This is a genomic window from Nitrospirota bacterium (assembly GCA_040754395.1).
Lineage (GTDB): Bacteria > Nitrospirota > Thermodesulfovibrionia > Thermodesulfovibrionales > SM23-35 > JBFMCL01.
In genome coordinates, this window is sequence record JBFMCL010000003.1 from 1 (window position 1) to 23,001 (window position 23,001).

Consider the following 23,001-nt stretch of genomic DNA (forward strand, 5'->3'; position numbering starts at 1 on the left):
TTCCCTTTTGGCGTTTGAACTCATAATGCAGTCCCTTTCTATGCATGTTTTTTCGGTAACATGCATTATGAGTCAACGATGTCTCCCTAGTCTTTACTTCGGTAACATTTTTTGTGATGCAATTCGCAGCTTCGAATTACCTTGACTAACCTGCAAGCACATGCTACTGTATAGACAAGATTTTAGAAGTTTTTGCGTTCAAAAAAGGCCTCAAAGACTTTTAGCTTTGTGGCCTTTTTTATTGAGTTCTTCTGAGATTTTAGTTCATGGATAAGGAGGTAACCACAATGACACAAGGAACTGTGAAATGGTTCAATGACAGTAAGGGGTTTGGCTTCATCACTGCGGAAGACAATACTGAATTTTTTGTCCACCATACATCTATCCAAGGCAGCGGCTTCAAAAGCCTTGCTGAGGGTGACTTGGTCAGTTTTGATACTGAAAAGGGCCCCAAAGGTCCCAAGGCAATTAATGTAGTGAAACGCTAAAAAAGGGGGAGAGGCTCCCTCATGAAAAGGGAGCCCTTTCCTTTGAAATGAATAAGGAACATGAATAATAACAGGCATGCAACGATGATGGAGAAAAAGCAGGAGTTGATGCAGCAAAAACGTGAAGCAGGCTCCATAGCGGTAAACTTCCCTGAGGTTTCGCGCATCGACATGAATATGACCTACAATCAGAAGGGGACGAAGTCGATTCACCGGACCTTTCATTTCTCTCCCAGCAGTTATGCTTTTTTCGTGATAAACTGCTTAAGAAAAGACTGTGTTGACGGCGGGTTTGATCTTACTCAGGTAATAACCGCGATGATCAGAAACCGGAGAGAAGATGCGAAAGGGGTTCTTAGCTGCAGAGGCACTGATTCCTCCTCCAACCACTCGGATATTGCGTATGAAGTTGCCATACAATACACATAAGCACTGTCCTTCAGTCATACGGTATTTTGAGATAACGGCATCTCACATGCCGTATCACCTCCCTGATGGGTTTTGAACGCATTTATTTCAATGTAGCCAGCGACGCCCTCCAAATGGGCACACTTTGCCAAGGCATCCAGGAAGTCTGACAGGATCACAGGTTTTTTACACGAAAAAGGAGATTAAAAATGAGAAAAATGTATGTGGGAAATATTCCCTACAACGCAACTGAAGACGATTTAAGGGAACTGTTTTCAGAATATGGTGAGATTGAATCATTAAAAATAATGAAGGACCAATTCACAGACCGCTCCAAAGGATTTGGTTTCATTGAGATGGTCAATGAAGAAGATGCAAAGAAGGCGATGGCAACCCTTAACGGAAAAAATTTCAAGGGGAAATCACTTACTGTTGCTGAAGCGAGACCTCAACAGAAACGGCAGGATTTCAATAAGAGAAGTAGTGGCTATGGTGGTGGTGCAGGGAGAGGCTGGAGATAGTTTGGAGATAAAGGTCAGTGAGAATAATGTCGAAGGCGCGCTGAAAGTCCTTAAGCGTAAATTGCAAAAAGAAGGGCTTTTTCGGGAAATAAAACGAAGAAAAGCACATGAGAAACCCTCTGAAAAGGCAAAACGCAAACAGCGAGATGCAAAAAAGCGGAGGATGAAGGCTCTGAGATATAAGAAACATGTGTAACAAGAACTCTTTACAACAATCAGGCTTGATAAAGCATCCCCAATGTTTATGGAGGTTGAGATGAAAACACTGGTTGAACTCATTGCGAGGTCTCTGGTAGACAGACCGGAAGATGTTGTGGTAACCGAGATAGTCGGAGAAAAAACCGCTCTCTTTGAATTGCGTGTGGCTTCAAGTGACATAGGTAAGATTGTCGGAAAGCAGGGCAATACAGCGCGAGCAATCAGAACAATACTGAGCGCTGCAGGTGCCAAACTTAAAAAGCGTTGTGTACTGGAAATACTGGATTAAAACAGCATACTACTTAAAAAAGGATTTAGAGAATTTATGAAATTTCACACTTTTAATTTTTACCCGGAAGTGGCAGCCGGTATAATGTCGGCGGGTTTTATGTCCCCCACACCGATTCAGCTGCAGGCAATCCCTCCGGTCATGGAGGGTCGTGACGTCATCGGCCTGGCACAGACCGGCACCGGCAAGACCGCCGCATTCGTACTGCCAATGCTACATCGCCTGATGCATGGAAGTCGCAGAGGCATTCAAGCCCTCATCCTCGCGCCTACCCGTGAGCTTGCCGAACAGATTCACGAAGCAATCGGCATTCTGGGAAAACAGACCCATCTCCGGAGCGTAAGCATTTACGGTGGCGTGGACATGAACCAGCAGATAAGGAAGCTGCGAAGTAGCGTTGAGATTATTGTTGCCTGCCCCGGGCGTCTGCTCGATCATATGGATCGCGGAGTGATAAGCCTGTCACATCTGAAAGTACTCGTTTTGGATGAAGCTGACCGCATGTTTGATATGGGATTTCTGCCCGATATCAGGAAAATTATCAAGCAAGTGCCGGCGAAACGCCAGACTCTACTGTTTTCTGCGACCATGCCGGATGATATCAGACATTTGGTCAGGGAAGTCCTGAGTCATCCGATAACGGTGCAGATAAATCCCTCCGCACCGGTAAATACAGTAACACATGCGCTCTACCCCGTTGATCAGCACCTCAAGACCACACTCCTCCTTGAACTCTTGTACCGCACAGATACCGAGTCAGTTTTGGTGTTTACACGTACCAAGCATCGGGCCAAGCGTGTGGGACAACTTCTTGCAAAGAAAGGTTACCGGGCCGCATCGCTGCAGGGGAACCTGTCTCAGAACAGGCGTCAGGCGGCGCTCGACGGGTTTCGTAACGGATCATATAAGGTTCTTGTTGCGACAGATATTGCTGCACGCGGTATCGATGTTACACGCATATCCCACGTCATTAATTACGACATGCCAGATACCGTTGATGCATACACTCACCGCATAGGCCGTACTGGCCGAGCTGAAAAGACCGGGGATGCCTTTACCTTCATTACCCATGAGGATGAGTATATCGTGCGCAGCATCGAGCGCGTTCTCGGTGAAAAGGTTGAGCGTCGCATAATAAAAGGATTCGATTATAAGAAGAAAACAGCATTGCCTGAAATGCAATATAAAGGCAAACAAAATAATACGAAACCATTCAGTTCCAATAATCCCTATGCTTCACTGCCAAAGGGTTTGCCGGCAAAGAAGGGCGGAAGAGCAGAAACTGACGAGTAGAAATTGCCATCACACGTTGGAACAGGTTATCGTTCCCAGGACTGCCTCTATCTTATCTGCATGCAGATATCGACTGAATACCCGCATATCCGGTCGCTGAACATACTGCTTTTCCGTTCATGGCAAGCCCGCGGGGTACGGTTATTTCAATTGTATCCTGATATTCCAGTACAGCCAGAGGAGGTGCGATTTGAGGAAATAATATGCCTCGCGTGGAATGCTGTCGCTCCTGATGCTTCTGATCGCTGCCGGGATATCGATCGAAAGCGGGCAGTGCTTTTTGCATTTTCCGCAGGTCAGGCAGAATTCGAGCTTTCTGTTCACCTCGTCTTCCGAGATGCTTTTATATGCCAGCCCTTTTCCGCCGAGGTATTTGTCTTCGGCGAACTCGTTGCCGATGGTGTTGTACATGGGACAGTGCAGCAGGCAGTTCCCGCAGTCGATGCAGTAGAGCAATTCCCTGAACCCCTGTCCGATCATGTCGGTTCTCCTGTTGTCGAGAAGGACAAGCGTTATTTCCTTCGGCGAATGGACACCCCTGAAGAATTTTTTCTCAACATCAGCCGTCTTGCTGACTCCGCTGATAATCTCGACAAACGACGGGATCAGCACACCGGTGGCATTAAAGCAGATCACCTTCAGCATGTTCAGTGCGTCTTCCACGGTCGGGTAAATTTTGTCGATTGCCGTCACCACGATATGCCGCTTCCTGCGCATCACCTCGAATATGTTTCCCTCATTGTGGGCTATCACGATCGATCCTTCCTCGGCAGTAATGGCATTGGCCCCGGTGATGCCGATACGGGATTTTTCGATATATCCCGAGATCTCATCCCGCATAAAACTCACGATTTCTTCGGGGTCCCCGCATATCTCCCTTCCGTAGAACTTTGAAAGCCCCTCGGCGATCTTCTTTGCGGAAAGATGCGCTACCGGACCAGTGGGGTGAGAAGGCTTGCCCTGCAGCACCTGCAATATCCGGTCGCCGATATCCGTCTCTATCGCTTCAACCCCGTGCGACCGCAATACAGACGTGAGGCCGATCTCCTTAGTCACGTTTGATTTCGATTTCACGACAAGCTTTTCGGTGCCGATTTTTTCGAGTATGAACCTCAGTGCTTCGTCTTTTTCCTTCGCGGTATATACTTCGATATTATTCTTTTCTATCTTCTGTATTGCTCGCCTGAGAAGGTCGCTGTCTCCAACGGAGGCATGCCGGACAGTACGGAGCTTTTGTATTTTTTCATCAAAATCAGGAGGGACATTCCGTTTCTGCCTGTCCTTAACAGACACGAACGCCTTTCGCAGCGCTGCGATTTCATCGAAATGCATATGGTATTGTGACTCTTTTCGGCCGAAAATTCAAACTCTTCCCGGGTCCTGCTTCCGGGTTTGCCCCAAATCATATACAATTAAGGAAAGACATGGAAATACGGCAATTCCTGACAAATACATTTCTCTTTAATTCCTTTACCGAAGAAGAGCTCAGCCTGCTCCTTGCCTCAGCCTCCCTGAAAAAAGTCGGCAAAGGCACCCAGATATTCAGCGAAGGCATCGAGGCAACCGCTTTCTTTATCATCGCCTCGGGAAAGGTGAAGATTTACAAGCTTTCCCCCGACGGAAAGGAATATACCCTGCATATTCACGGGCCGGGGGATCTCGTTGCAGAGGCCGCCATATTTGATGCGATGGTGTATCCCGCTTCCTGCATAACCATGGAAGAAAGCGTGTTGGTGCGCATTTCACGGGAAGGATTTCTGGATCTGATAAGAAATCACCCGGAACTTGCACTGAAGATGATGAGCGGGTATTCTCGGAGACTGCGGCAGTTTGTGGCAAAGATCGAAGAGCTTTCCCTGAAGGATATCAAGTCGAGACTTGCAGGATATCTGCTCGAAAACAGCACCCTTGAAGAAGGCATTCCTGTCTGTCGTCTCAGGAATTCCAAAAAGGAAATCTCCTCGCTTCTCGGCACAATCCCGGAAACGCTTTCCCGGACACTGGCATTTCTGAAGCAGAAAAAGCTGATCGTCGAGAAGGGCAATACGATAATTCTATCCGATCCCGAACAACTGAGGATGCTGTCGGAATATTCATAGAGAATGGGCGCCGCTCCGTTGAACACATTTTTTGCGGACCAGGCAGGGCAGTATGTACCAGAGGCAGCATAACATGCATAAAAGGAGAGTATGATGATATCAAGAATTGCAGCTCTTGTCGTTCTGATGCTCATGGTTGGAGGATGCGCTTCAGAGGATATCCTGTCGCGTCTGCAGATCGAAAACAAAAAAATAGACGGGTTTACGAAACATTTTGCAGAGAGTCGCTTCCTTATCACAGAGAATAAGCACTTTGGGGTCGAACTGCTCATGCCGGATGATAAACTCACTGCGCCGGAAGACTGGATGTATCTCGTGATACACGACAGCGCAGACCGTGACGTTGCAGGCGCCGACCTTTCAGTCGTCGCGCGGAATCCGGAAACAGGGACCACCCGGCAAGCCGGAATCCGTGATGAAGGAGGTGGCCTTTACCGCATAACGGGGCTCAGGCTGGGCAGGGGAGCGGGATGGGAGGTAACGGTGAAGATCATGCATCAGGATAAAAGCGATTCCGTGATTTTTCCGGCTTCCCGCAACTGATGCCATAAAAATGGACAATGTATTCGCCTGACTGTTTTTATTCCGTCCGCATTTTTGCAGCGTCCTCCAGCCGGGATCCCTTGACTTAAGTCAAGGACATACAGGCACGCCTGCGATACTCTAAGAGCAAGAACTACGAGGGAGGACGAACGACCATGAAAAGAAAGATAATCACCATCAACGAGGAACTCTGTGACGGCTGCGGGAACTGTGTAAGCGCATGCTCTGAGGGCGCGCTGCAGATCGTGGGCGGCAAGGCGAAGCTGGTAAATGAGGACTACTGCGACGGGTTCGGCGACTGTATCGGAGAATGTCCGACTGGCGCACTGGTCATAGAGGAAAAGGAATCCAAACCTTTCGATATTGCGGCAACAAAGGAGCATTTACTGAAAACAAAAGGGGAAGAAGCGGTCTGGAGGATGGAGGAAGCACAGAAGAAGCATGAGGGGAAAGCGCATGATCCTCTTCCCTGCGGCTGCCCGGGGAGCATGTCCAGGACATTACAGATAGGCAAAACTTCTTCCGGATCCCCCGGTCAGGCATCGCCACCACCTCAACTCAGGAACTGGCCGGTACAGATCAGCCTTTTGCCCCTGAAGGCGTCATATTTCCGGGGATCGGACCTGCTCGTTGCGGCCGACTGCTGCGCGTATGCATATGCCGGGTTCCACAATGACTTCATTAAGGGACACTCCCTGGCAGTTGGCTGCCCGAAACTGGATAATGCGGAAGCATACAGGGAAAAACTGGCTGCGATTCTGAAAGAAAACGACATCAGGTCAGTAACAGTTGTCTACATGGAAGTTCCATGCTGCAAAGGTCTTGTGAGGCTGGTTGAAGATGCGGCGCGGGATTCCGGGAAAGACATTCCGGTCAGGAAAACAAAGATCGGGATCCAGGGGCAGATCGCAGCGTAGCCCGGGAAAATCCGGCACCTCCTCATGAGTCGCAGACTGTCAGGAGGGACGGATCCCGCCCTCTCCCTCAAGGGGGAGAGGGAAAGGCAAGGGATACAGGTATTCTTCTGTGCTTCTCTGCATTTGTGGGAAATTCCCTCAGGCACGCCATCGCATAATAATTCCTTATTAGCTACAAAATTGTTTTTTACTTGACAATATTGTCGCAATACTTTACCGTATAAACATACGGTAACCGTTTGCCGTTCATTTCATTCTTGAGGTTAAAACCATGTGCAGACTGGCAGCAATAACATCCAGCAGTTATTTCTCACCGATGGAAAACATCATTGCCCTTGAGACCATGAAGGAAGGCCATGACGGCTCCGGTCTCGGCCTGACCCTGAAAGATCTCGGGGGCGAGTTCGAAAAACTGAAAGGATATCCGATTCTTTCGGGAATCTGCTCGAAAAAAGGGGCAAAGACACTGGACGATTACATGGACAAGGCCGGATTCAAGCTGAAGGAGATATGGGCGCCGAAAATCAAGCCGTTAAAGGGGATAACTCCGAGGGATCACTACTTCGCACGGGTATACGATTACCCTGCCTCCTTTAAACACAAACCCCTGAAAGACCGTGAAGACCTTCTCATGAATATGCGTCTTGCTCTCAGGAAGATCGGTGAGCCCGATGAGTCGATATTCGTCTTTTCATTCTATCCTGACGTCCTCACCCTGAAGGAAGTCGGCGACCCGCTTCAGGTGGGAGAGTTTTTCGGCCTCGATAAGGACGACCTGAAAGCGAAAGTCATTTTTGCCCAGGGGAGGCAGAATACCAACTACGCAATATATCTTTACGCCTGCCATCCCTTTTTTATCCAGGGCTACTGCTCAATGACCAATGGGGAAAATACCGCCTTTGTGCCGATCAGGGAATTCCTGATGAGCAGAGGTATCAACGGATATATGGGATACAACAGCGACAGCGAGGTTTTCACGCATATCCTTCATTTCACCGTCAGGCAGCTGGGCTTTCCCCTTTCCTACTATAAAGATGTAATCACCCCCCTGAAGGATGCCGACATCGATGCCAGGCGTGACAGGGACGCATTACGACTTATCAAACAGTCGCTGAGACCCCTGTGCATCGACGGACCGAATGTCGTAATCGGATTTACTCCTGACGGAACGTGTTTCATGGTACATGATGCAAAGAAGCTCAGGCCAGGTATCGTCGGCGGGGTGAAGGGCAAATATGCATTGATGTCCGAAGAATGCGGGATAGACAGCGCCATTCCGAAAAGAAACAAGGCAAAGGACATCTTCCCCATGAAACATGACATGGTGATCGTGAAGCCTCAGGCAGAGGAGGTAATGGTATGGAACCAGCTGGCAAACTAGACCATAATTATCAGCTCTCGCTGAGAGAGATGCCGTATATCATCCGATGGAGAGACGACAGGTGTAAAAGATGCGGGAAGTGCACCGCGGCTTGTCCGGTGAAGGCGATTGAACCCGCTGTGAAGGTGCAGAGAACCGTCAGGTCTGAAGGACCTGTTCCGGCTCCCGTTGCAGAGAGAAAAATACTCCAGGTAGTCGAACAGGTGACAGACATGGAAAGGCATTGCACCGGGTGCGGCACCTGCACACTTGTCTGTCCAAACGATGCGATAGAAGCCGAACTGAACCCGCAGAACAAGTTTCTGCATTTCAAGAACAGGGGCGGTGAGGGATACAAGAGGGGGGGAAGAAGAAACGACCCGTCCGTCTCAACCCTTGACAGGCTCAAGTTCACGAGGATATCGATGCTGACGGACCCGGCGCTCGATGCAGGAAGGCATGAGTTCCGGGTCAGGACTTTGCTCGGAAGGATATTGCCGGCAGAGGAACTGCCGCTTAAGAGGAGCAACGGAAGGCTTGTGGTAGACAGTTCCAGCGGCAAATTCGTCCCTCCTGTGAGGGAAATATTCCCCATAATGATTGGCAGCATGTCAGTCGGCGCGTTGTCCCCGCCGATGTGGGAAGGTCTGGCAATGGGGATTACCTACCTGAATGAAGTCGAGGGGCTCCCGGTAGTAATGGCCACAGGAGAAGGAGGCGTGCCACCACGACTGCTGAAATCAAAATATCTGAAATATTTCATTATCCAGATCGCATCGGGATACTTCGGCTGGGATGAGATCATCCACGCCATTCCTCATATGGTCGAAGACCCTGCTGCGATAGAAATCAAATATGGCCAGGGTGCAAAGCCCGGTGACGGCGGACTGCTCATGGCGCAGAAGGTGCTGAAGCTTATCGCCAGCATCCGCGGCGTCCCCCAGTTCGTGGATCTCGCATCGCCTCCGACGCACCAGACGAAATACTCGATCGAAGAGGCGGTCGCGAAAATGATTCAGTCGATGTCAATGGCATGGGGGTTCAGGGTGCCGGTATACCCGAAGATTTCAGGGACAAAAACCGCACGGGCTGTTCTGAACAACCTTGCACGGAACCCATATGCTGCCGCTCTTTCGATCGACGGCGAGGACGGCGGGACTGGCGCTGCGTACAATGTGTCTATCGACAAGATGGGACACCCCATCGCTTCGAATATCAGGGAATGCTATCTCGACCTCGTGAAGCAGGGCAAACAGAACGAGCTCCCCCTTATCGCAGCCGGTGGCGTCGCAAAAAAGGGAAATCTCGCAGCTAATGCGGCCGCGCTCATCATGCTCGGCGCTTCGGTCGTCTCTATCGGCAAATACATCATGCAGGCGGCAGCCAACTGTTTTGGTGATGAATTCAACCGGTGCAATCTGTGCAATACGGGCAAATGCCCGAGGGGCATCACCACACAGGACCCGAAACTCTACCGAAGGCTTGATTCGGACAAAGTCGCCGAGCGGGTCGTCGAAGTGTTCAAGGCAGCCGATGTGGAACTGAAGAAAATATTTGCGCCGATGGGAAGGAGCACAGAATTGCCCATCGGCATGTCTGACGGCCTCAGCATAGATGACAGGGCGATGGCAGACAGATTGGAAATAACCTATGCGTGCTAAGAAAAACAGCAAGACAAAAAACAGCCACCCTGCCCCACCCTTTTCCGGGAAGGGGATGAAAGGGGAGGTTTCTTCCGTGCCCGCCACCCACACCACTATTTTCACAATTCAAGGGATGGCAAGGGGGAAACGCGTCCCGTCAAGAATACTCGAAGAACAGATTCAGCAGGCGGTTCAGGACGGTGCACGTGAACTCCATATCGTAGCTGACGGTCAGCACGGCATCGGGGGGAGGATCTGGCCACGCGGGGAAACAGTAAGGATAACGATTGACGGCCCTGTCGGGCAGAGGCTCGGAAGCATGGGAATGCCCGGCACGGAAATCATTGTCAGAGGCAGCATATCTGACGATGCAGGCTGGATCAACTGCGGGGCAAAAATCACTGTCCTTGGAGATGTCACCAACGGGGCCTTCAATGCCGCGGCGCAGGGAATCCTCTATGTCCAGGGGAGCGGCGGCGCACGGTGCGACACCATGACCAAGCATAATCCGAGATTCGATCCCCCCCAGTCGTGGTATTTCAGGAATGTCGGGGACTCGTTTGCCGAATTCAAGGCAGGAGGCATCGCGGTCGTCTGCGGTGTTGAGCCCAGGAACCCCGGCAATATCCTCGGCTACCGCCCCTGCGTCGGTATGGTGGGAGGAACAATATACTTCAGGGGACCGATACGGGAATACAGTGAAAGAGATGTGAAACTCGTCGAACTCACCCCCCAGGACTGGGAATGGCTGAAGGAACACATGAAGCCGTATCTCGAAGCGATCGACAGGATGTCGTATTACGATCAGCTTACACGGTCATCTGACGACTGGAAAAAACTGATCGCATACACGCCCCAGGAAAAAAGGGCACGGCGCTGGTTCAAAATTTCGACATCGGATTTCAGAACAAATCAATGGGAAAAAGAAGTTGGTCAGGGCGGCATATTCGGGCCGTACATGAACCACGAGATGACCTTGCTGCCGTACATCACCACCGGCAAGGACAGAAGAAACAGGCCGGTGTGGGCGAACGAAAAGTATTCACCGCCCTGTGCCTACAATTGCCCGACGCACATACCATCGCATAAACGGGCGACACTCATGAGACAGGGCAAGTTCCACGAGGCGCTGGCCCTCGTTCTGCAGTACAGTCCGCTTCCGGCGACTGTCTGCGGACAGATATGCCCGAATCTCTGCATGCAGAGCTGCACCAGGGGGCAGATCGACACGCCTCTCGGCATAGACAGGCTCGGCAGGCTGGCCCTTGATCTCCCTGCTCCGGCAAAGGCCGAATCTACCGGACACACAATCGCGGTAATCGGGGGAGGCCCTGCAGGATTGAGCGTTGCGTGGCAACTCGGGTTGCGCGGTCATGCGGTCGATCTGTATGAAGCAACGGATAAACTGGGCGGCAAGCTCGAACTCTGCATCCCGAGAGAGCGCCTGCCCCATGAAGTGCTCGAAAAGGAATTGTCAAGATTTCGGGAGATCGGGGTGTCTGTCCATCTCAATGCCATGATCAGCCAGAAAAGATTCGAGGAGATTTACAACACACATGAAATCGTGGTGGTAGCATGCGGCGCCCATAAACCGAGAATTTTTCCCTTCCCGGGCTCCGAGCATATCGTTGCCGCCTATGACTTTCTCAGGGGGATCAATATCGGGGACCTGCCGGCACTGACCGGGAAAAAGGTCGTGATTATCGGTGCGGGAAATGTCGGAATGGATGTTGCCTCCCAGGCATATAACTGCGGGGCAGAATCCGTCATCGCAGCCGATATCCAGAAACCTGCGGCATTCGGGCAGGAAATGGAAACCGCGGTTGCCAAGGGCACCCGGATCATCTGGCCGAAATTCACGGACAGATATGACCATGAAGCAAAGAAACTGTTTTTCAAAGACGGCAGCGCACTCGATGCAGATCTTGTCATCATGTCGGTAGGCGATGTGCCGATACTGGATTTCCTGCCCCCTTCCATTCATACGGAACGCGGATGGATCACGGTAAACGACATCGGACAGACATCCGACGTAAAGGTATTCGCTGTCGGTGACGCCACGAGACTGGGACTGGTAACGCATGCAATCGGCCAGGGAAGAATTGCCGCTGACACTATTCATTACCAGCTCATGCATGCGGCCCGCTGGCCTGAAACCAAACAGGTAATCCCTTACGAGCGTATCCGCACGGAATACTATGACGTCTGCAGGGGCGACTTCACACCGGAACAGGAGGCCAACAAGTGCATGTCATGCGCCACATGCCGCGACTGCCACATGTGTGAGTCTACATGCTACTGGGGCGCAATCAGCAGGGTCGCACATGATGACGGCTCATATGAATATGTCGTGGATGATGATCTCTGCATCGGCTGCGGTTTCTGCGCCGGCATATGCCCGTGCGGCGTATGGGAAATGACGGAGAATATATAGATGGCACAGTCACTCGCGAGAGAGAACCGGATACTGTCAGCTCTCCTTGAAGTCAGCAAGGTATTGAGTTCTTCTTTTGAACTCGAGAAGAACCTTTTGAAGACAATGCGTGTGCTTGGCGATTTCCTCGAGATGGAGAGAGGCTCTGTCTTCCTCCTCGACCAGCACACAAGGGAACTGAAAATCGTTGCAGCTCAGGGTTTGACAAAAGAGCAGATAGAAAAAGGGAAATACAAGATTGGAGAAGGCATTGTGGGAAGGGTCATGGAAAAAGGCGCTCCTGTTGTCATTCCGAATGTCGGGGAAGAACCCCTCTTCCTCAACAAGACCGGATCGAGAATCAAGAAAAGCGGGATTTCATTCCTTTGTGTGCCGATTTCCTTTAAAGGGGAGTCGATCGGGGTGATGAGCGCTGACAGGATTTTCAGGGATAAGGCTATCACGATCGACGAAGATATCAGGGTACTCGAAATCATCGCATCGATTATTGCGCAGTATGTGATTCTCTGGAAACACTACAGGGAATCGGAACAGGAAAGAGAAAATCTCAAACTGCAGCTCAGGGGGAAATACAGCCTTCCGAACATCATCGGCACTTCGGACAGGATGCAGGAGGTGTTTGAGGCGGTACACCGCGTGTCAGATTCCAGGGCAACGGTCATTCTGTACGGAGAAAGCGGAACGGGAAAAGAACTGATTGCGAAGGCAATCCATTATATGAGCCCGAGGGCAAAAAGCTCTTTTGTGAAATTCAACTGCGCTTCCATCCCCGAGGGGCTTCTTGAGTCGGAGCTTTTCGGACATGAAAAAGGCGCCTTCACCGGCGCAATAACCTCAAGGAAAGGGAGATTTGAACTCGCCCACGGAGGCACTCTGCTCCTGGATGAGGTTGGCGACCTTCCGCTTAACCTTCAGCCCAAGATACTGCGTGTTCTCCAGGAAAGGGAGTTCGAACATGTGGGCGGAGAAAAAACCATTAAAGTCGATGTCAGGCTGATTGCGGCAACAAGCAGGAATATCGAGGAGCTCGTACTGAAGGGGAAATTCAGGGAGGACCTTTTCTACCGGCTGAATGTGGTGCCGATATTCATGCCGGCGCTCAGGGACCGAAAAGAAGACATCCCGCTGCTGGTCGAATTTTTCCTCAGACGGTTCAATGAGGAAAATAACCGGGAAATCTCGCTGTCCCCGGAGGCGCTCAGAATCCTTGCGGACTACAGCTGGCCCGGCAATGTCAGAGAACTCGAAAATACGATGGAAAGGCTCGTTGTCATGGCAGGAAGGAACCTGATTAAACCCGCAGACCTTCCCATCAACCTCAAGCTTCCTGCACCTGAAGGGTTCCTGCAGAATGAATCCCTCCAGGCAGGGATTGCAGACATCGAGAAAACCAGCATCATCGATGCGCTTGAGAAGACCGGCTGGGTACAGGCCAAGGCAGCAAGGCTAATAGGCCTAACACCGAGGCAGATAGGCTACAAGATGAAGAAGTACGGTTTGTCGTCCTATTCGAAAGAAGCATAGGTCATGCAGCCGCTGTGTTGCCCGGTCATTAGTCCGTAGTTGTCAGGTCCGTCCGGTCATCTGCCGCTGATATCTTTTTTTGTTCACTTTGCATTGCCGGGAGAGTAATAATGAATGTGGTTCCTGTCTGCTCGGACTCATCCTTCGTCTTCGTTTCAAATGTTATCCACCCTCCCTGTTTCTTTATCATCGCATAGGAAACTGTGAGGCCAAGCCCGGTGCCCTCACCCACTTTTTTCGTGCTAAACAGCGGGTCGAATATCTTTTTCCTGTGTTCTCTTTCAATGCCGCTTCCTGTATCCGATATCCTTATCTCAACGTTCTGCCCATTATCAGATACTTTTGTACTTATGGTAAGCACGCCGCTCCCCTGCATGGCAGCAACTGCATTGTTGATAATATTTACGAAAACCTGCTGCAATTCGCCGGGATCTCCCCTGACCTGCGGCAAATGCTCGGAGAGGTCTGTCTGCACAGAAATATTATTCAATAAAAAAGTGTTGCCCTCGAGGGCAAGCACAAGTCCCAGATTTTTGTTGATATCAACTGCCTCTTCCCTATGTTCCTTGAACCGTACAAAGCTCAGCAGGTTCTCCACGATTCTCTTGGCATTATTCCCCTGCTTCTGTATTGTTTCCAGCATATCCTGGAATTCGGAACCGGGGGGAACCTTTTCCAATAACAAATCCGAGAAGCCGAGTATTATCGCAAGAGGATTATTGATCTCATGTGCCACCCCTGCGGCGAGTGTCCCAATCGATGACAATTTGTCAGCCTGGGATATCCTTTCTTCAAGCTTCTTTTTCTCGGTCACGTCGAGAATGGACACCACACTCTTGCGCGACCCGGGAATCATGGAAATGCTCAGGAGAACGTCCCGGACATTTCCCCGTTTATCCATAAAGTGGGCTTCATAATGGGAGGGCGCGGCATTCGGATCGATTCGTCTCGCAGAGTGATACTCTTTCAGCTTATCCAGATCATCGCCCCTGAAGAAATCAGTCCATTGTTTCTTGCCCTCTATCTCTTCTCTGGAATACCCTGAGTGCTGCTCGAATTCCGTGTTTATCATGGAGATGGTATTATCAACCTCGATCAGCAATGTCGGATTCCCCGTATTTTCGAAAACAGTCCGGTACTTCTGCTCCGATTTTCTCAGCGCTTCTTCTATCCTGTTCCGCTCGGCGATTTCCTGCTGAAGCCTTTCGTTTGCTATTGTCAATTCCGCAGTCCGTTTGTTGACCCGGGCCTCGAGTTCGTCCCGTGCCTTTTGGAGATCTGCTTCCGCGCGCCGGCGCTCATGAATCTCGCGCGCTGTGCTTTCGATCATCTCGTTCGTCACGTTCTTGAGAGACTCCAGCAGTTCTATGTTTGATTCCCCGTATACCCTGGCGCTGAGAATCCCCTGTGAAACCCTGTGCAGGACATCAAAATGCTCGGCAAGGACTATGGCGATGTCATGGAACTGATTCACGATCTCCCCGATTTCCTTTGCCGTCAGATTCACCTCGTGCTTGAGTTTGCTGATCAGTTCAATGGTCGAATCTTCGGGTATCCTGACATCCGGGTCTCCCGAAGATATCTTTCTCAGCGCTTCAAAAACCTCGGACATCCCGATTGCGAGTTCTATGCTCATGCGTTCGAGTTCCGTATCTCTTGCCTCGATTGCGTTCCTGAATTCACTGAACTGCTCGGCAACGACCTTCATTGTTCTCTCCATCGAGGCAGTATCCATATTATCCCTGAAAATACTGCAGCACAGGCACATCTCCATCTTCTCAAGGAATTTTCCCTGAATCTCGTCACGGCAGTGAGTTCCCGCAACAAGCCAGCATCTGAGTCCTTCCTTAGACATAAACGCAGGACAGGTAGTCTGATTGCAGTGAAAAACTTCCCAGCATTTCTGTTTTTTGCTTCTGCTTTTCAAAGTCTTTATTCTCCCCCGCGGCATACGTGCCCTTCCCTCTTTAGCTGCACCGGATAACCTGCAATCAGGATACATGAAAAGGTCGAAAAGCAAAGAAAGATTACTATTTCCATACTTCAGTCTATATTATATTACATATTCTGATATCTGGCGATAAGTATCTCAATCGCTGAATACGCGGCTATCGCGCGCACCTGCAAGATGCCCGCAAGCTCTTATAAGCAGGCAAGATCGCCTTTTCTCTGCGCTCCACGCAATGCCTGCTCTTTCCGGGGGATATCCGGTGAATCTCTGTCCGGATACGTGAATAAAAATTTTCAGGATTATGGTTGCACGTGGAGACCACCTCTTAACTTTTCGAAAATAATCTGATATTGTACAAATGGAACGGCAAATATCAGAAAAGGGGAAGGATGCCAGTCGCAAACCTGAAAAATATTTTCATCTCTCTTATTGAGAAATACCACCCTTTCAATATCCGTTATTTCAAATTCGTCGTGGTTCTGGCGATACTCCTGCTTTCGAGCATTGTCCTTATTCTCGGATGGATGTCCGCAAAAAAAGTGAGAGAGGTAGTCACGGAAGACTTCAATCAGCAGCAGCATGTCCTCGCCCAGCATGCCGCATCCCAGATCCGGAGCAGCATAGACGCACTGAAAAGGGAACTGCGGCTGCTCAGCCTCTCTCCCACCGTGCAATATGCGGAAAAGCCGTGGTACAGGCTGGACATCGCCTTTTCAAGTGTCAGAGAAAACGGGGTGCTTGAGATAAGACTCCTCGACATAAAAACACATTCGGTGTTTGTTGTGTCGGACGGGAACCGACGCCAGACGCACTCATTGAGCAATGAGGATATGCGATATCTGGACTGGGGTCAGCAGAAAGAGAACAGGGGCAAAATTTTCCTCACCGATGTTGTCCGTTCGCCTGACGGGAAAGAGAATAAGCTCATCATGAAAATGGTCGTGCCGGTCTGGCAGATTTCCGCAGGCCAAAATCAGCCGGAACAGACAAATAATTTTTCCGGCGTCCTGATGTTTGTAGTCGATGCGAACCGCCTGATAAGAGATATCATTAAGGAAATACGCTCAGGGAAAACCGGATATGCGTGGGTTCTTGATGAAAACGGCGTTTTTCTCTATCACATAGAGCAGGAGTTCATCGGGGAGAATGCCTTTGAGGTGAGGAAAGGCAAAAAACCGACAATCTCGTTCGATAAGATAAACGAGATACAGAAGAAGAACATGCTGAGGGGCGAGGAGGGAACGAGCTGGTATATCTCTGGCTGGCACCGTGGCATCGAAGGCGAGATAAAGAAGATGATCGCCTTTTCCCCCATCACGCTCGCCGATGAATATCAGAAACGTCTGTGGTCTGTTGCGGTGGTCGCGCCGGTCAGCGAGATCGAGGGCGCGATACAGTCCATCCATGTGCAGCAGTTCGTCATCCAGGCGCTCGTCATTGCAATTATCGTGATTGGCGGTCTGATAATCAACTTCATGATCCTGAGCTGGTCGAACATGCTGGAGCTGGAGGTCACCAGGAAAACCATAGAATTGAAGAGATCGGAGCAACGTTACAAGTCTCTCGTCGAAAATGCAGAGGACATTATTTTTACCGCCGATTATGACGGAAAGGTCCTGTCGATGAATAATTACGGCGTCAGGTTCTTCAACAGAACCGAGGACGAGATCATCGGGCACAACATTTCCGAAATATTCCTGTGGCCCAGCTCGGAAGTGCTGTTGTTGATGATCCAGAAGGTTTTCGAGACAAAGGAAAGCCGGCAGGTGACACAACTGGCGATCATCGGAGAAAACCAGTACTGGTTCAACACAAAGCTGAGAAGACTCTGGGACGAGACAGGGAACATCTATGCGGTGCTTGGCATCTCGAGGGATATTACCGCCATTAAGGAGAAAGAGAAAGAGGAGCAGAGGTACAGCGTGGAAAAGCTGGCATCCATGGGTACTCTGGCCGCGGGCGTAGCACACGAAATCAATAATCCCCTCGGAATCATCCTCGGATTCACCGATCTCCTCCTTGAGAAAAACAGTCCTGGTTCCCAGGCATACGAGTATCTGAAAACAGTCGAAAAACAGGCATTGAACGCAAAGAAGGTTGTCGAGAACCTGCTGAGGTTTGCGCGCTATACGGAACACAAGGAAGAGCTCATTGATGTGAACAGCAGCATCGAGACTATCCTTGCGGTGGTGAAAAACACCCTGTTCATGAACAAGATATCCCTGAAACAGAAACTGCAGAAAGATCTGTCCAAGGTAAAAGCGGATGCCGGGGAACTGGAGCAGGTGTTTCTGAATCTCATCAACAACGCCATACAGGCCATGAAGGACGGGGGAACATTGACCGTTCAGACTTCCTCACACGACGATTATGTGGAAATGCAGTTTTCCGATACCGGGCACGGCATTGAAAAAGAGCACAGATCAAGAATATTCGACCCGCTGTTCACCACGAAAAAGGTCGGGGAAGGCACAGGGCTCGGTCTTTCGGTCTCATACGGAATTATCACAAAATACGGCGGGGCAATCACATTCAAGACAAAAACCCTGCATGAGGCTGAGACACCCGGAACGACCTTTATTATCACCTTGCCGGTCGGCAAGCCGTAGCAGTGTAGACAGTTTCTTTCATTTGCTCTAAACTATATAAGTAACGTCTCATAAAAGTGGAGGAAAAATGCCGGAAAAGATACTCATAGTCGATGATGAACCCGATATGCTGAAGCTTCTGAAAATCATCATTACCGAAAAGACCCCGCATGAGGTGGTGACAACGAACAATCCTCTGGAAGCCCTTGAGTTGTCAAAGCGTGGCACGTTTGACATAGTGATCGCAGACCTGAAGATGCCCGGTCTCGACGGTCTCGGACTCCTCAAGGCAATCAAGGATGCGAATGAGGACATCCCGGTCATCATTATCACGGCGTTCGGCACTATTGAGTCTGCAGAGGAAGCGATGCATAAGGGTGCATTTGATTTTATCACCAAACCGTTCCGCAAAGAGCAGATTCTCTTCACTCTTGAAAAGGCCCTGAAATGGTGCAAACTTCAGAGAGAGAATAAAGAACTGAAGGCGAGGTTGCAGGGCTAATCCTTTAAGACATACTGCTTTATGAAGTCTTCTATATAGAAGTCGGTTATGCTGTCGTTGAACATGACCATATCGAGCTGTTTTGTATACACTGTCAGTCTTCCCATCACTTCCAGCTTTTTTTCGATCATATCCTGCCTGTAACGGGCGACAGAGGCGTCCACAACATCTTCTTTCACCTTAATGTTGAAATCCATGCTTTTCAGTATCTCGGTAATCAGCCTTACCCTGCGCAGTCTCCTCTCAAGAGCGGCCCCGCCTCCCTTGAAAAAGAAACGGATATAGTTGTTGTTTGCGTCTTTGCCGGAATAGGCCTCAACTGTCGACAGATGATATCCGAGCCTCAGGGTGAAATTCATGTACTCCTGAGAAATAAAGGAATAGCTTTTTTGCCCGGTCTTTCGCAATTCCTCCTCGGGAATGGTTGCCGTATGCGCCATCATGCCCAGGAAACCCTTTGCATCCACTGACGGACTCCCCTGAGGCCATTTCATGGCTGCAAGTCCCTTAAAGAATGCGTTCAATGGGACTGACACCACATGTGACGGATTCAGAATCTTGGGAGAGCCTGGCGTCAATCCGCCGCCTATATCAATTACATAAATGACAAGGGGGATCCCGGATCTCAGCTTTTTGGTTTCTCCTATTTCATCCGTAGCTGACTCGGATATCATGAACATCTCATACATGGACATCTCGTGGCAGAATCGGGTAATGTCATGGAATGTGGAACAATATTCAGGCCTGAAGGTGTCTGCGGCAGGGTCGTACAGATTCAGGGGGACAACCCATTTCAAAGCATTCTTCAGTGTCTTGAAGATCATGGTATCCTTAAAAGGCTCCTCTCTCTTTCCGGACAGTTCTATCAGTTCGTCCACCTTTCCCTCGTACACAGAGCAGTTGAAGGCATCCACCGTTATTTCCTGACCTTGCTGCAGTGTTTTCATGCCGACTTCGGTATCAAAAATCGCGGGAACCTGGAACTCCCTTGCCAGTGACGCCATATGGCCGGTTGTCCCGCCAAAATCGGTGATGATGGCACTTGCCTTATTCATTACCGTGACATACTTCGGAGAAGTGTGCCTCGCGACAAGCACCGCGTTATCAGGAAAATCATTCAGGTCATCATCCGTTCTGACTAAATGCACCCTGCCGTACCCGATCCCCTTGCACGCGATGATGCCCCTGTCGATCAGGATGCTGTATCCCGGCACATGGGTGGGAATCGGTTTCGCTGTTTCTTTTTTCATTACTCTCAGGGGCCTTGTCTGAAGAATAAAGAGCTTATCGTTTTCACTTAATGCCCACTCGATATCCTGGGGGCACTGATAATGATTTTCGATCGCGAGGGCATATTCCGCGAGGGTCAGCACCTGCGCATCGGTAAGGCAGGGCTGTACTGTTGCAGCATCATGCGTGACAGGGATTTCTTCAAGCCCCCCGTCGAGTCTGCAATAGAACATCTTCTCCTGCCGCGGTACATGTCTGGAGGATATCTCGAGGACCGGCTGCCTCGATACAAGATATGTTTCGGGTGTTATCGTGCCATCCACCACGCATACGCCGAGCCCGTGCACCGCATTGACAAGAATATCATCAGCATCCTTGTTGGGGTCCCGCGTGTACAGCACGCCTCCCGCCTTTGCATTGACCATTTCCATTATCCCGACACACATCACCATGTCATAGTCCTGAAACCCTTTTGTCTTGAAGTAAAAGATTGCCCGTTCAGTGAACAGGCTCGCAATAACCTCTCTGTATTTCTGGAGAATTTCCTCATGATGCACGTTCAGAAACGTCGAATACTGTCCCGCAAAACTGAATTCCCCGTCTTCCTGAAGCGCACTGCTCCGGACAGAGACTCTCAGTTCCCGTGTCGTTGCTCCCGACCTTAGATTCCCGACCGCTTTCTGTATATCATCTTTCAGGTCGTCGGGAATTTCTCCGCCTGCAACCATATCCTGGATTTCCCTGCTGCCCCTGTTCAATTCCTCAACAGAATTCACTGATATCCCGGACAGCATATCGTTTATCTTCTGCATGAAGCCATTATGTTCCATAAACCGCTTGAACGCAAAGGCACTCACCGCAAAGCCATCCGGCGTCATGAGCCCGACATGGTTTTTCACTTCTCCGAGATTGGCATTTTTCCCCCCGAGCCTGTCTACCATTTCTTTTCCGATCTCTTGAAAGGGAATGATATAGCTGCTTTCGGGAATCTCTCTCTTCCGGGTCAGAAGATTTTCCAGTTCGGCATTGATACTCTCGAACCTCTCATTCAGCGCATGATACCTGTTGTGCGAAATCTCATTCATCCGGTCAATAATCTCCTTCACCTCAGCAGACAGCGCGCGCACATTCTTCTCAATGAAACTTCTGTCGAACAGGAATTCACCGGACATTTTCTCTTCCATATCAGCCATAAGTTCAAGGACCCTGTTGTTTGCCCAGAGGAGCTTCTGAAAGCCGGCATATTTGTCCTGAAATAACTGCTTGTGGGTTTCCTCTTCCTGGTTCATTTCCATTTTCCTGCGAAATTTTTTGGCTATGTCAGAAAAAATTTTCATGATTTTACCATTATCCCTAACTTTGTTGAATTATTTTACCATGAACCAGGCAATTACATCTGAAACAGGTTCCGCACTCTTCATTGCCTGAGAGTGCGCTTTTTCGTTGCTCCTTCCGCAAGGGGAAAAACGCATCCATGCAAATCAAAGCAGCGGATGCTGCTATGCTGTTTTTTCTTCTGATATCCATATAAATTGTAATAATAAATTATTTTAAAATCAATAATGTAACAATGAATAATTATTTTTTATTATGATATCATTATTTATTATTTGACAAACTTTTTTAAATGATATAACTTATTTCCTAACTTCATACTTTGTTATGATGAATACATTATGACATTGTGAGGACATGTCAAGTGGATGAGTTAGTGCAAAGGGAACACCCGCAGAAGCTTTACATACAACTTGTGGAGATTATGAGAAACAAGATTCAATCGGGGGACTGGCCTGTTGGCGCACAAATCCCCACAGAGGAAGAGCTCTGCAAGACCTATCACGTCAGCAGGTCAACCGTCAGGACTGCGGTGCTGGAACTCGTGAAGAAAGGCCTGCTCACCCGCCAGCAGGGAAAAGGAACGTTTGTCTGCAAAAAGGTCATATCAACCGGGCTGACCATCCTGACAACCTTCAAAGAGCTCATGCTTGAGGAAGGGCTGAATTTTTCCACCCGTCTGCTCGTCCGCACCATGATAATGCCGACCGATGACCTGGACATCAATCTGGACATTCCAGAGGACAAGCACGTCATCTATATAAAAAGGCTGCGGTCGGTTGACACTGACCCTGTGCTTTTAAAAGAGACATATATTCCCTACCATTTATGCCCGGCGCTCCTTGATGCGGATGTCGAAAAAAATTCTGTCTTCGAACTCCTTGAATCCAGATGCGGCATTAAGATCACGAAGGCAAAAAGTTACATAGAAACTACCAATGTGACAAAGGACGAAGGGGTACTCCTGAATTTGCCTGAAGGATCGGCAGCACTGCTGTTTACCCAGCAGTTATATTCGAACGAAATTCTGGTGAAGTATACGCGGACTGTCAAGCGTTCCGACAGATTCCGTTTCTATATAGAAGTCGAAAGGAACCCTGTATGACTGCAGGTTATCAGGATATATGAAAAAAGAGATGAAAAAGGAGGAGTCATGCACCATACCAAGACAGTAAAAGACATTATGATAGACGTCTTTGATTATCCCCATATCCCTTACTGGTTTACCGTACGCCAGGCAATGGGAATAATCAAGAAGGCCTTTATTGAGTCCGACAAATGCTACCATCCGCTTGCGGTGCTGGTATTCGATGAAAAATATAATCTCATGGGCACCGTTACATTAAAGGATATCCTGAAAGGCCTCGAGCCGAAGCTGATCAAACCGGGATTGCTGACCGAGTATGCGGGGGCAGATATAGAGCAGTCCCTCGCGGCCTATGAAGCGAGCATGTTCGACGAAGAGGCAAAAAAGCAGGCTGAGCGTCAGACAAACGAGATCATGACGCCAGCCAAGACCTTTGTTGCGCCTGATGACTCGGTCGCGAAGGCAGCGTTCCTGATGATCAATCACAATACCTCGATCCTCCCTGTCCTGGAAGACAGGAAGAAACTGGTTGGCATCGCGAGGATGTTCGATGTGTACAAGGAAATCTCACACGCAATTCTGTAGGGGGGG

20 protein-coding genes are annotated in these 23,001 nt (G+C 49.6%); 17 read left to right on the forward strand and 3 right to left on the reverse strand.

Annotated elements, in window-relative coordinates; genetic code table 11:
- Positions 1-287 precede the first annotated feature (287 nt).
- The 6 genes from AB1552_02160 to AB1552_02185 all read left to right on the forward strand — a co-directional run bounded on the left by AB1552_02160 (position 288) and on the right by AB1552_02185 (position 3,197).
- Entirely contained in the window at positions 288-488 is a 201-nt protein-coding gene (locus AB1552_02160) for a cold shock domain-containing protein (protein MEW6052578.1), read from the forward strand.
- A 60-nt stretch (positions 489-548) separates the two neighbouring features.
- Entirely contained in the window at positions 549-917 is a 369-nt protein-coding gene (locus AB1552_02165) for a hypothetical protein (GenBank protein MEW6052579.1), read from the forward strand.
- A 188-nt stretch (positions 918-1,105) separates the two neighbouring features.
- Positions 1,106-1,417: an RNA-binding protein gene (locus AB1552_02170; protein ID MEW6052580.1), complete on the forward strand. Its 312-nt coding sequence runs from the start codon at positions 1,106-1,108 to the stop codon at positions 1,415-1,417.
- Position 1,418: 1 nt separating this feature from the next.
- On the forward strand, positions 1,419-1,613 hold the full coding sequence (gene rpsU / locus AB1552_02175; GenBank protein ID MEW6052581.1) for a 30S ribosomal protein S21: 195 nt from the start codon (positions 1,419-1,421) through the stop codon (positions 1,611-1,613).
- A 60-nt stretch (positions 1,614-1,673) separates the two neighbouring features.
- The gene (locus AB1552_02180) at positions 1,674-1,904 is read left to right on the forward strand and encodes a KH domain-containing protein (GenBank protein ID MEW6052582.1); all 231 of its coding nucleotides are present in this window, start codon (positions 1,674-1,676) and stop codon (positions 1,902-1,904) included.
- A gap of 36 nt (positions 1,905-1,940) precedes the next feature.
- A complete protein-coding gene (locus AB1552_02185) occupies positions 1,941-3,197 on the forward strand; it encodes a DEAD/DEAH box helicase (protein ID MEW6052583.1) in 1,257 nt (418 codons plus the stop codon).
- 141 nt (positions 3,198-3,338) lie between these two features.
- Here AB1552_02185 and AB1552_02190 read toward each other — a convergent pair whose 3' ends face one another.
- Positions 3,339-4,529 carry an LUD domain-containing protein gene (locus AB1552_02190; GenBank protein ID MEW6052584.1) on the reverse strand — a complete coding sequence of 397 codons (1,191 nt, stop codon included), beginning with the start codon at positions 4,527-4,529 and terminating at the stop codon, positions 3,339-3,341.
- A gap of 92 nt (positions 4,530-4,621) precedes the next feature.
- Between AB1552_02190 and AB1552_02195 the strand changes: the two genes are divergently transcribed.
- From AB1552_02195 to AB1552_02225, 7 genes are all read left to right on the forward strand, one after another.
- On the forward strand, positions 4,622-5,296 hold the full coding sequence (locus AB1552_02195) for a Crp/Fnr family transcriptional regulator (protein ID MEW6052585.1): 675 nt from the start codon (positions 4,622-4,624) through the stop codon (positions 5,294-5,296).
- A gap of 90 nt (positions 5,297-5,386) precedes the next feature.
- A complete protein-coding gene (locus tag AB1552_02200; protein MEW6052586.1) occupies positions 5,387-5,839 on the forward strand; it encodes a hypothetical protein in 453 nt (150 codons plus the stop codon).
- 155 nt (positions 5,840-5,994) lie between these two features.
- The gene (locus AB1552_02205) at positions 5,995-6,756 is read left to right on the forward strand and encodes a 4Fe-4S binding protein (protein MEW6052587.1); all 762 of its coding nucleotides are present in this window, start codon (positions 5,995-5,997) and stop codon (positions 6,754-6,756) included.
- Between the two features lie 271 nt (positions 6,757-7,027).
- Positions 7,028-8,137 carry a glutamate synthase gene (locus AB1552_02210; GenBank protein MEW6052588.1) on the forward strand — a complete coding sequence of 370 codons (1,110 nt, stop codon included), beginning with the start codon at positions 7,028-7,030 and terminating at the stop codon, positions 8,135-8,137.
- On the forward strand, positions 8,116-9,777 hold the full coding sequence (locus tag AB1552_02215; GenBank protein MEW6052589.1) for a glutamate synthase-related protein: 1,662 nt from the start codon (positions 8,116-8,118) through the stop codon (positions 9,775-9,777). The genes AB1552_02210 and AB1552_02215 overlap by 22 nt, the downstream gene beginning before the upstream one ends.
- Positions 9,767-12,193 carry an FAD-dependent oxidoreductase gene (locus tag AB1552_02220; GenBank protein MEW6052590.1) on the forward strand — a complete coding sequence of 809 codons (2,427 nt, stop codon included), beginning with the start codon at positions 9,767-9,769 and terminating at the stop codon, positions 12,191-12,193. The genes AB1552_02215 and AB1552_02220 overlap by 11 nt, the downstream gene beginning before the upstream one ends.
- Positions 12,194-13,717, forward strand: coding sequence for a sigma 54-interacting transcriptional regulator (locus tag AB1552_02225; protein ID MEW6052591.1), 1,524 nt, complete (start codon positions 12,194-12,196; stop codon positions 13,715-13,717).
- Between the two features lie 28 nt (positions 13,718-13,745).
- Here AB1552_02225 and AB1552_02230 read toward each other — a convergent pair whose 3' ends face one another.
- Complete coding sequence (locus tag AB1552_02230) at positions 13,746-15,644, reverse strand: PAS domain S-box protein (protein MEW6052592.1); 1,899 nt, start codon at positions 15,642-15,644, stop codon at positions 13,746-13,748.
- A 413-nt stretch (positions 15,645-16,057) separates the two neighbouring features.
- On the opposite strand from AB1552_02230, the gene AB1552_02235 reads away from it, so the two are divergent.
- Positions 16,058-18,277, forward strand: coding sequence for an ATP-binding protein (locus AB1552_02235; GenBank protein MEW6052593.1), 2,220 nt, complete (start codon positions 16,058-16,060; stop codon positions 18,275-18,277).
- A gap of 67 nt (positions 18,278-18,344) precedes the next feature.
- Positions 18,345-18,758 carry a response regulator gene (locus AB1552_02240; protein ID MEW6052594.1) on the forward strand — a complete coding sequence of 138 codons (414 nt, stop codon included), beginning with the start codon at positions 18,345-18,347 and terminating at the stop codon, positions 18,756-18,758.
- On the opposite strand, the gene AB1552_02245 is transcribed toward AB1552_02240, so the two are convergent.
- Entirely contained in the window at positions 18,755-21,277 is a 2,523-nt protein-coding gene (locus tag AB1552_02245) for a PEP/pyruvate-binding domain-containing protein (GenBank protein ID MEW6052595.1), read from the reverse strand. The genes AB1552_02240 and AB1552_02245 overlap by 4 nt on opposite strands.
- Positions 21,278-21,687: 410 nt before the next feature.
- Between AB1552_02245 and AB1552_02250 the strand changes: the two genes are divergently transcribed.
- Both AB1552_02250 and AB1552_02255 read left to right on the forward strand, forming a co-directional pair.
- Positions 21,688-22,428, forward strand: coding sequence for a GntR family transcriptional regulator (locus AB1552_02250; protein ID MEW6052596.1), 741 nt, complete (start codon positions 21,688-21,690; stop codon positions 22,426-22,428).
- Positions 22,429-22,476: 48 nt separating this feature from the next.
- Positions 22,477-22,995 carry a CBS domain-containing protein gene (locus AB1552_02255; protein MEW6052597.1) on the forward strand — a complete coding sequence of 173 codons (519 nt, stop codon included), beginning with the start codon at positions 22,477-22,479 and terminating at the stop codon, positions 22,993-22,995.
- Positions 22,996-23,001: the final 6 nt, after the last annotated feature.

Excerpts from the sequence above, each read along its gene's own strand:
- AB1552_02160 (MEW6052578.1), top strand. The coding sequence starts at position 288 with ATGACACAAGGAACTGTGAAATGGTTCAATGACAGTAAGGGGTTTGGC.
- AB1552_02165 (MEW6052579.1), top strand. The coding sequence starts at position 549 with ATGAATAATAACAGGCATGCAACGATGATGGAGAAAAAGCAGGAGTTG.
- AB1552_02170 (MEW6052580.1), top strand. The coding sequence starts at position 1,106 with ATGAGAAAAATGTATGTGGGAAATATTCCCTACAACGCAACTGAAGAC.
- AB1552_02180 (MEW6052582.1), top strand. The coding sequence starts at position 1,674 with ATGAAAACACTGGTTGAACTCATTGCGAGGTCTCTGGTAGACAGACCG.
- AB1552_02185 (MEW6052583.1), top strand. The coding sequence starts at position 1,941 with ATGAAATTTCACACTTTTAATTTTTACCCGGAAGTGGCAGCCGGTATA.
- AB1552_02190 (MEW6052584.1), bottom strand. The coding sequence starts at position 4,529 with ATGCATTTCGATGAAATCGCAGCGCTGCGAAAGGCGTTCGTGTCTGTT.
- AB1552_02195 (MEW6052585.1), top strand. The coding sequence starts at position 4,622 with ATGGAAATACGGCAATTCCTGACAAATACATTTCTCTTTAATTCCTTT.
- AB1552_02200 (MEW6052586.1), top strand. The coding sequence starts at position 5,387 with ATGATGATATCAAGAATTGCAGCTCTTGTCGTTCTGATGCTCATGGTT.
- AB1552_02205 (MEW6052587.1), top strand. The coding sequence starts at position 5,995 with ATGAAAAGAAAGATAATCACCATCAACGAGGAACTCTGTGACGGCTGC.
- AB1552_02210 (MEW6052588.1), top strand. The coding sequence starts at position 7,028 with ATGTGCAGACTGGCAGCAATAACATCCAGCAGTTATTTCTCACCGATG.
- AB1552_02215 (MEW6052589.1), top strand. The coding sequence starts at position 8,116 with ATGGAACCAGCTGGCAAACTAGACCATAATTATCAGCTCTCGCTGAGA.
- AB1552_02220 (MEW6052590.1), top strand. The coding sequence starts at position 9,767 with ATGCGTGCTAAGAAAAACAGCAAGACAAAAAACAGCCACCCTGCCCCA.
- AB1552_02225 (MEW6052591.1), top strand. The coding sequence starts at position 12,194 with ATGGCACAGTCACTCGCGAGAGAGAACCGGATACTGTCAGCTCTCCTT.
- AB1552_02235 (MEW6052593.1), top strand. The coding sequence starts at position 16,058 with ATGCCAGTCGCAAACCTGAAAAATATTTTCATCTCTCTTATTGAGAAA.
- AB1552_02240 (MEW6052594.1), top strand. The coding sequence starts at position 18,345 with ATGCCGGAAAAGATACTCATAGTCGATGATGAACCCGATATGCTGAAG.
- AB1552_02245 (MEW6052595.1), bottom strand. The coding sequence starts at position 21,277 with ATGAACCAGGAAGAGGAAACCCACAAGCAGTTATTTCAGGACAAATAT.
- AB1552_02255 (MEW6052597.1), top strand. The coding sequence starts at position 22,477 with ATGCACCATACCAAGACAGTAAAAGACATTATGATAGACGTCTTTGAT.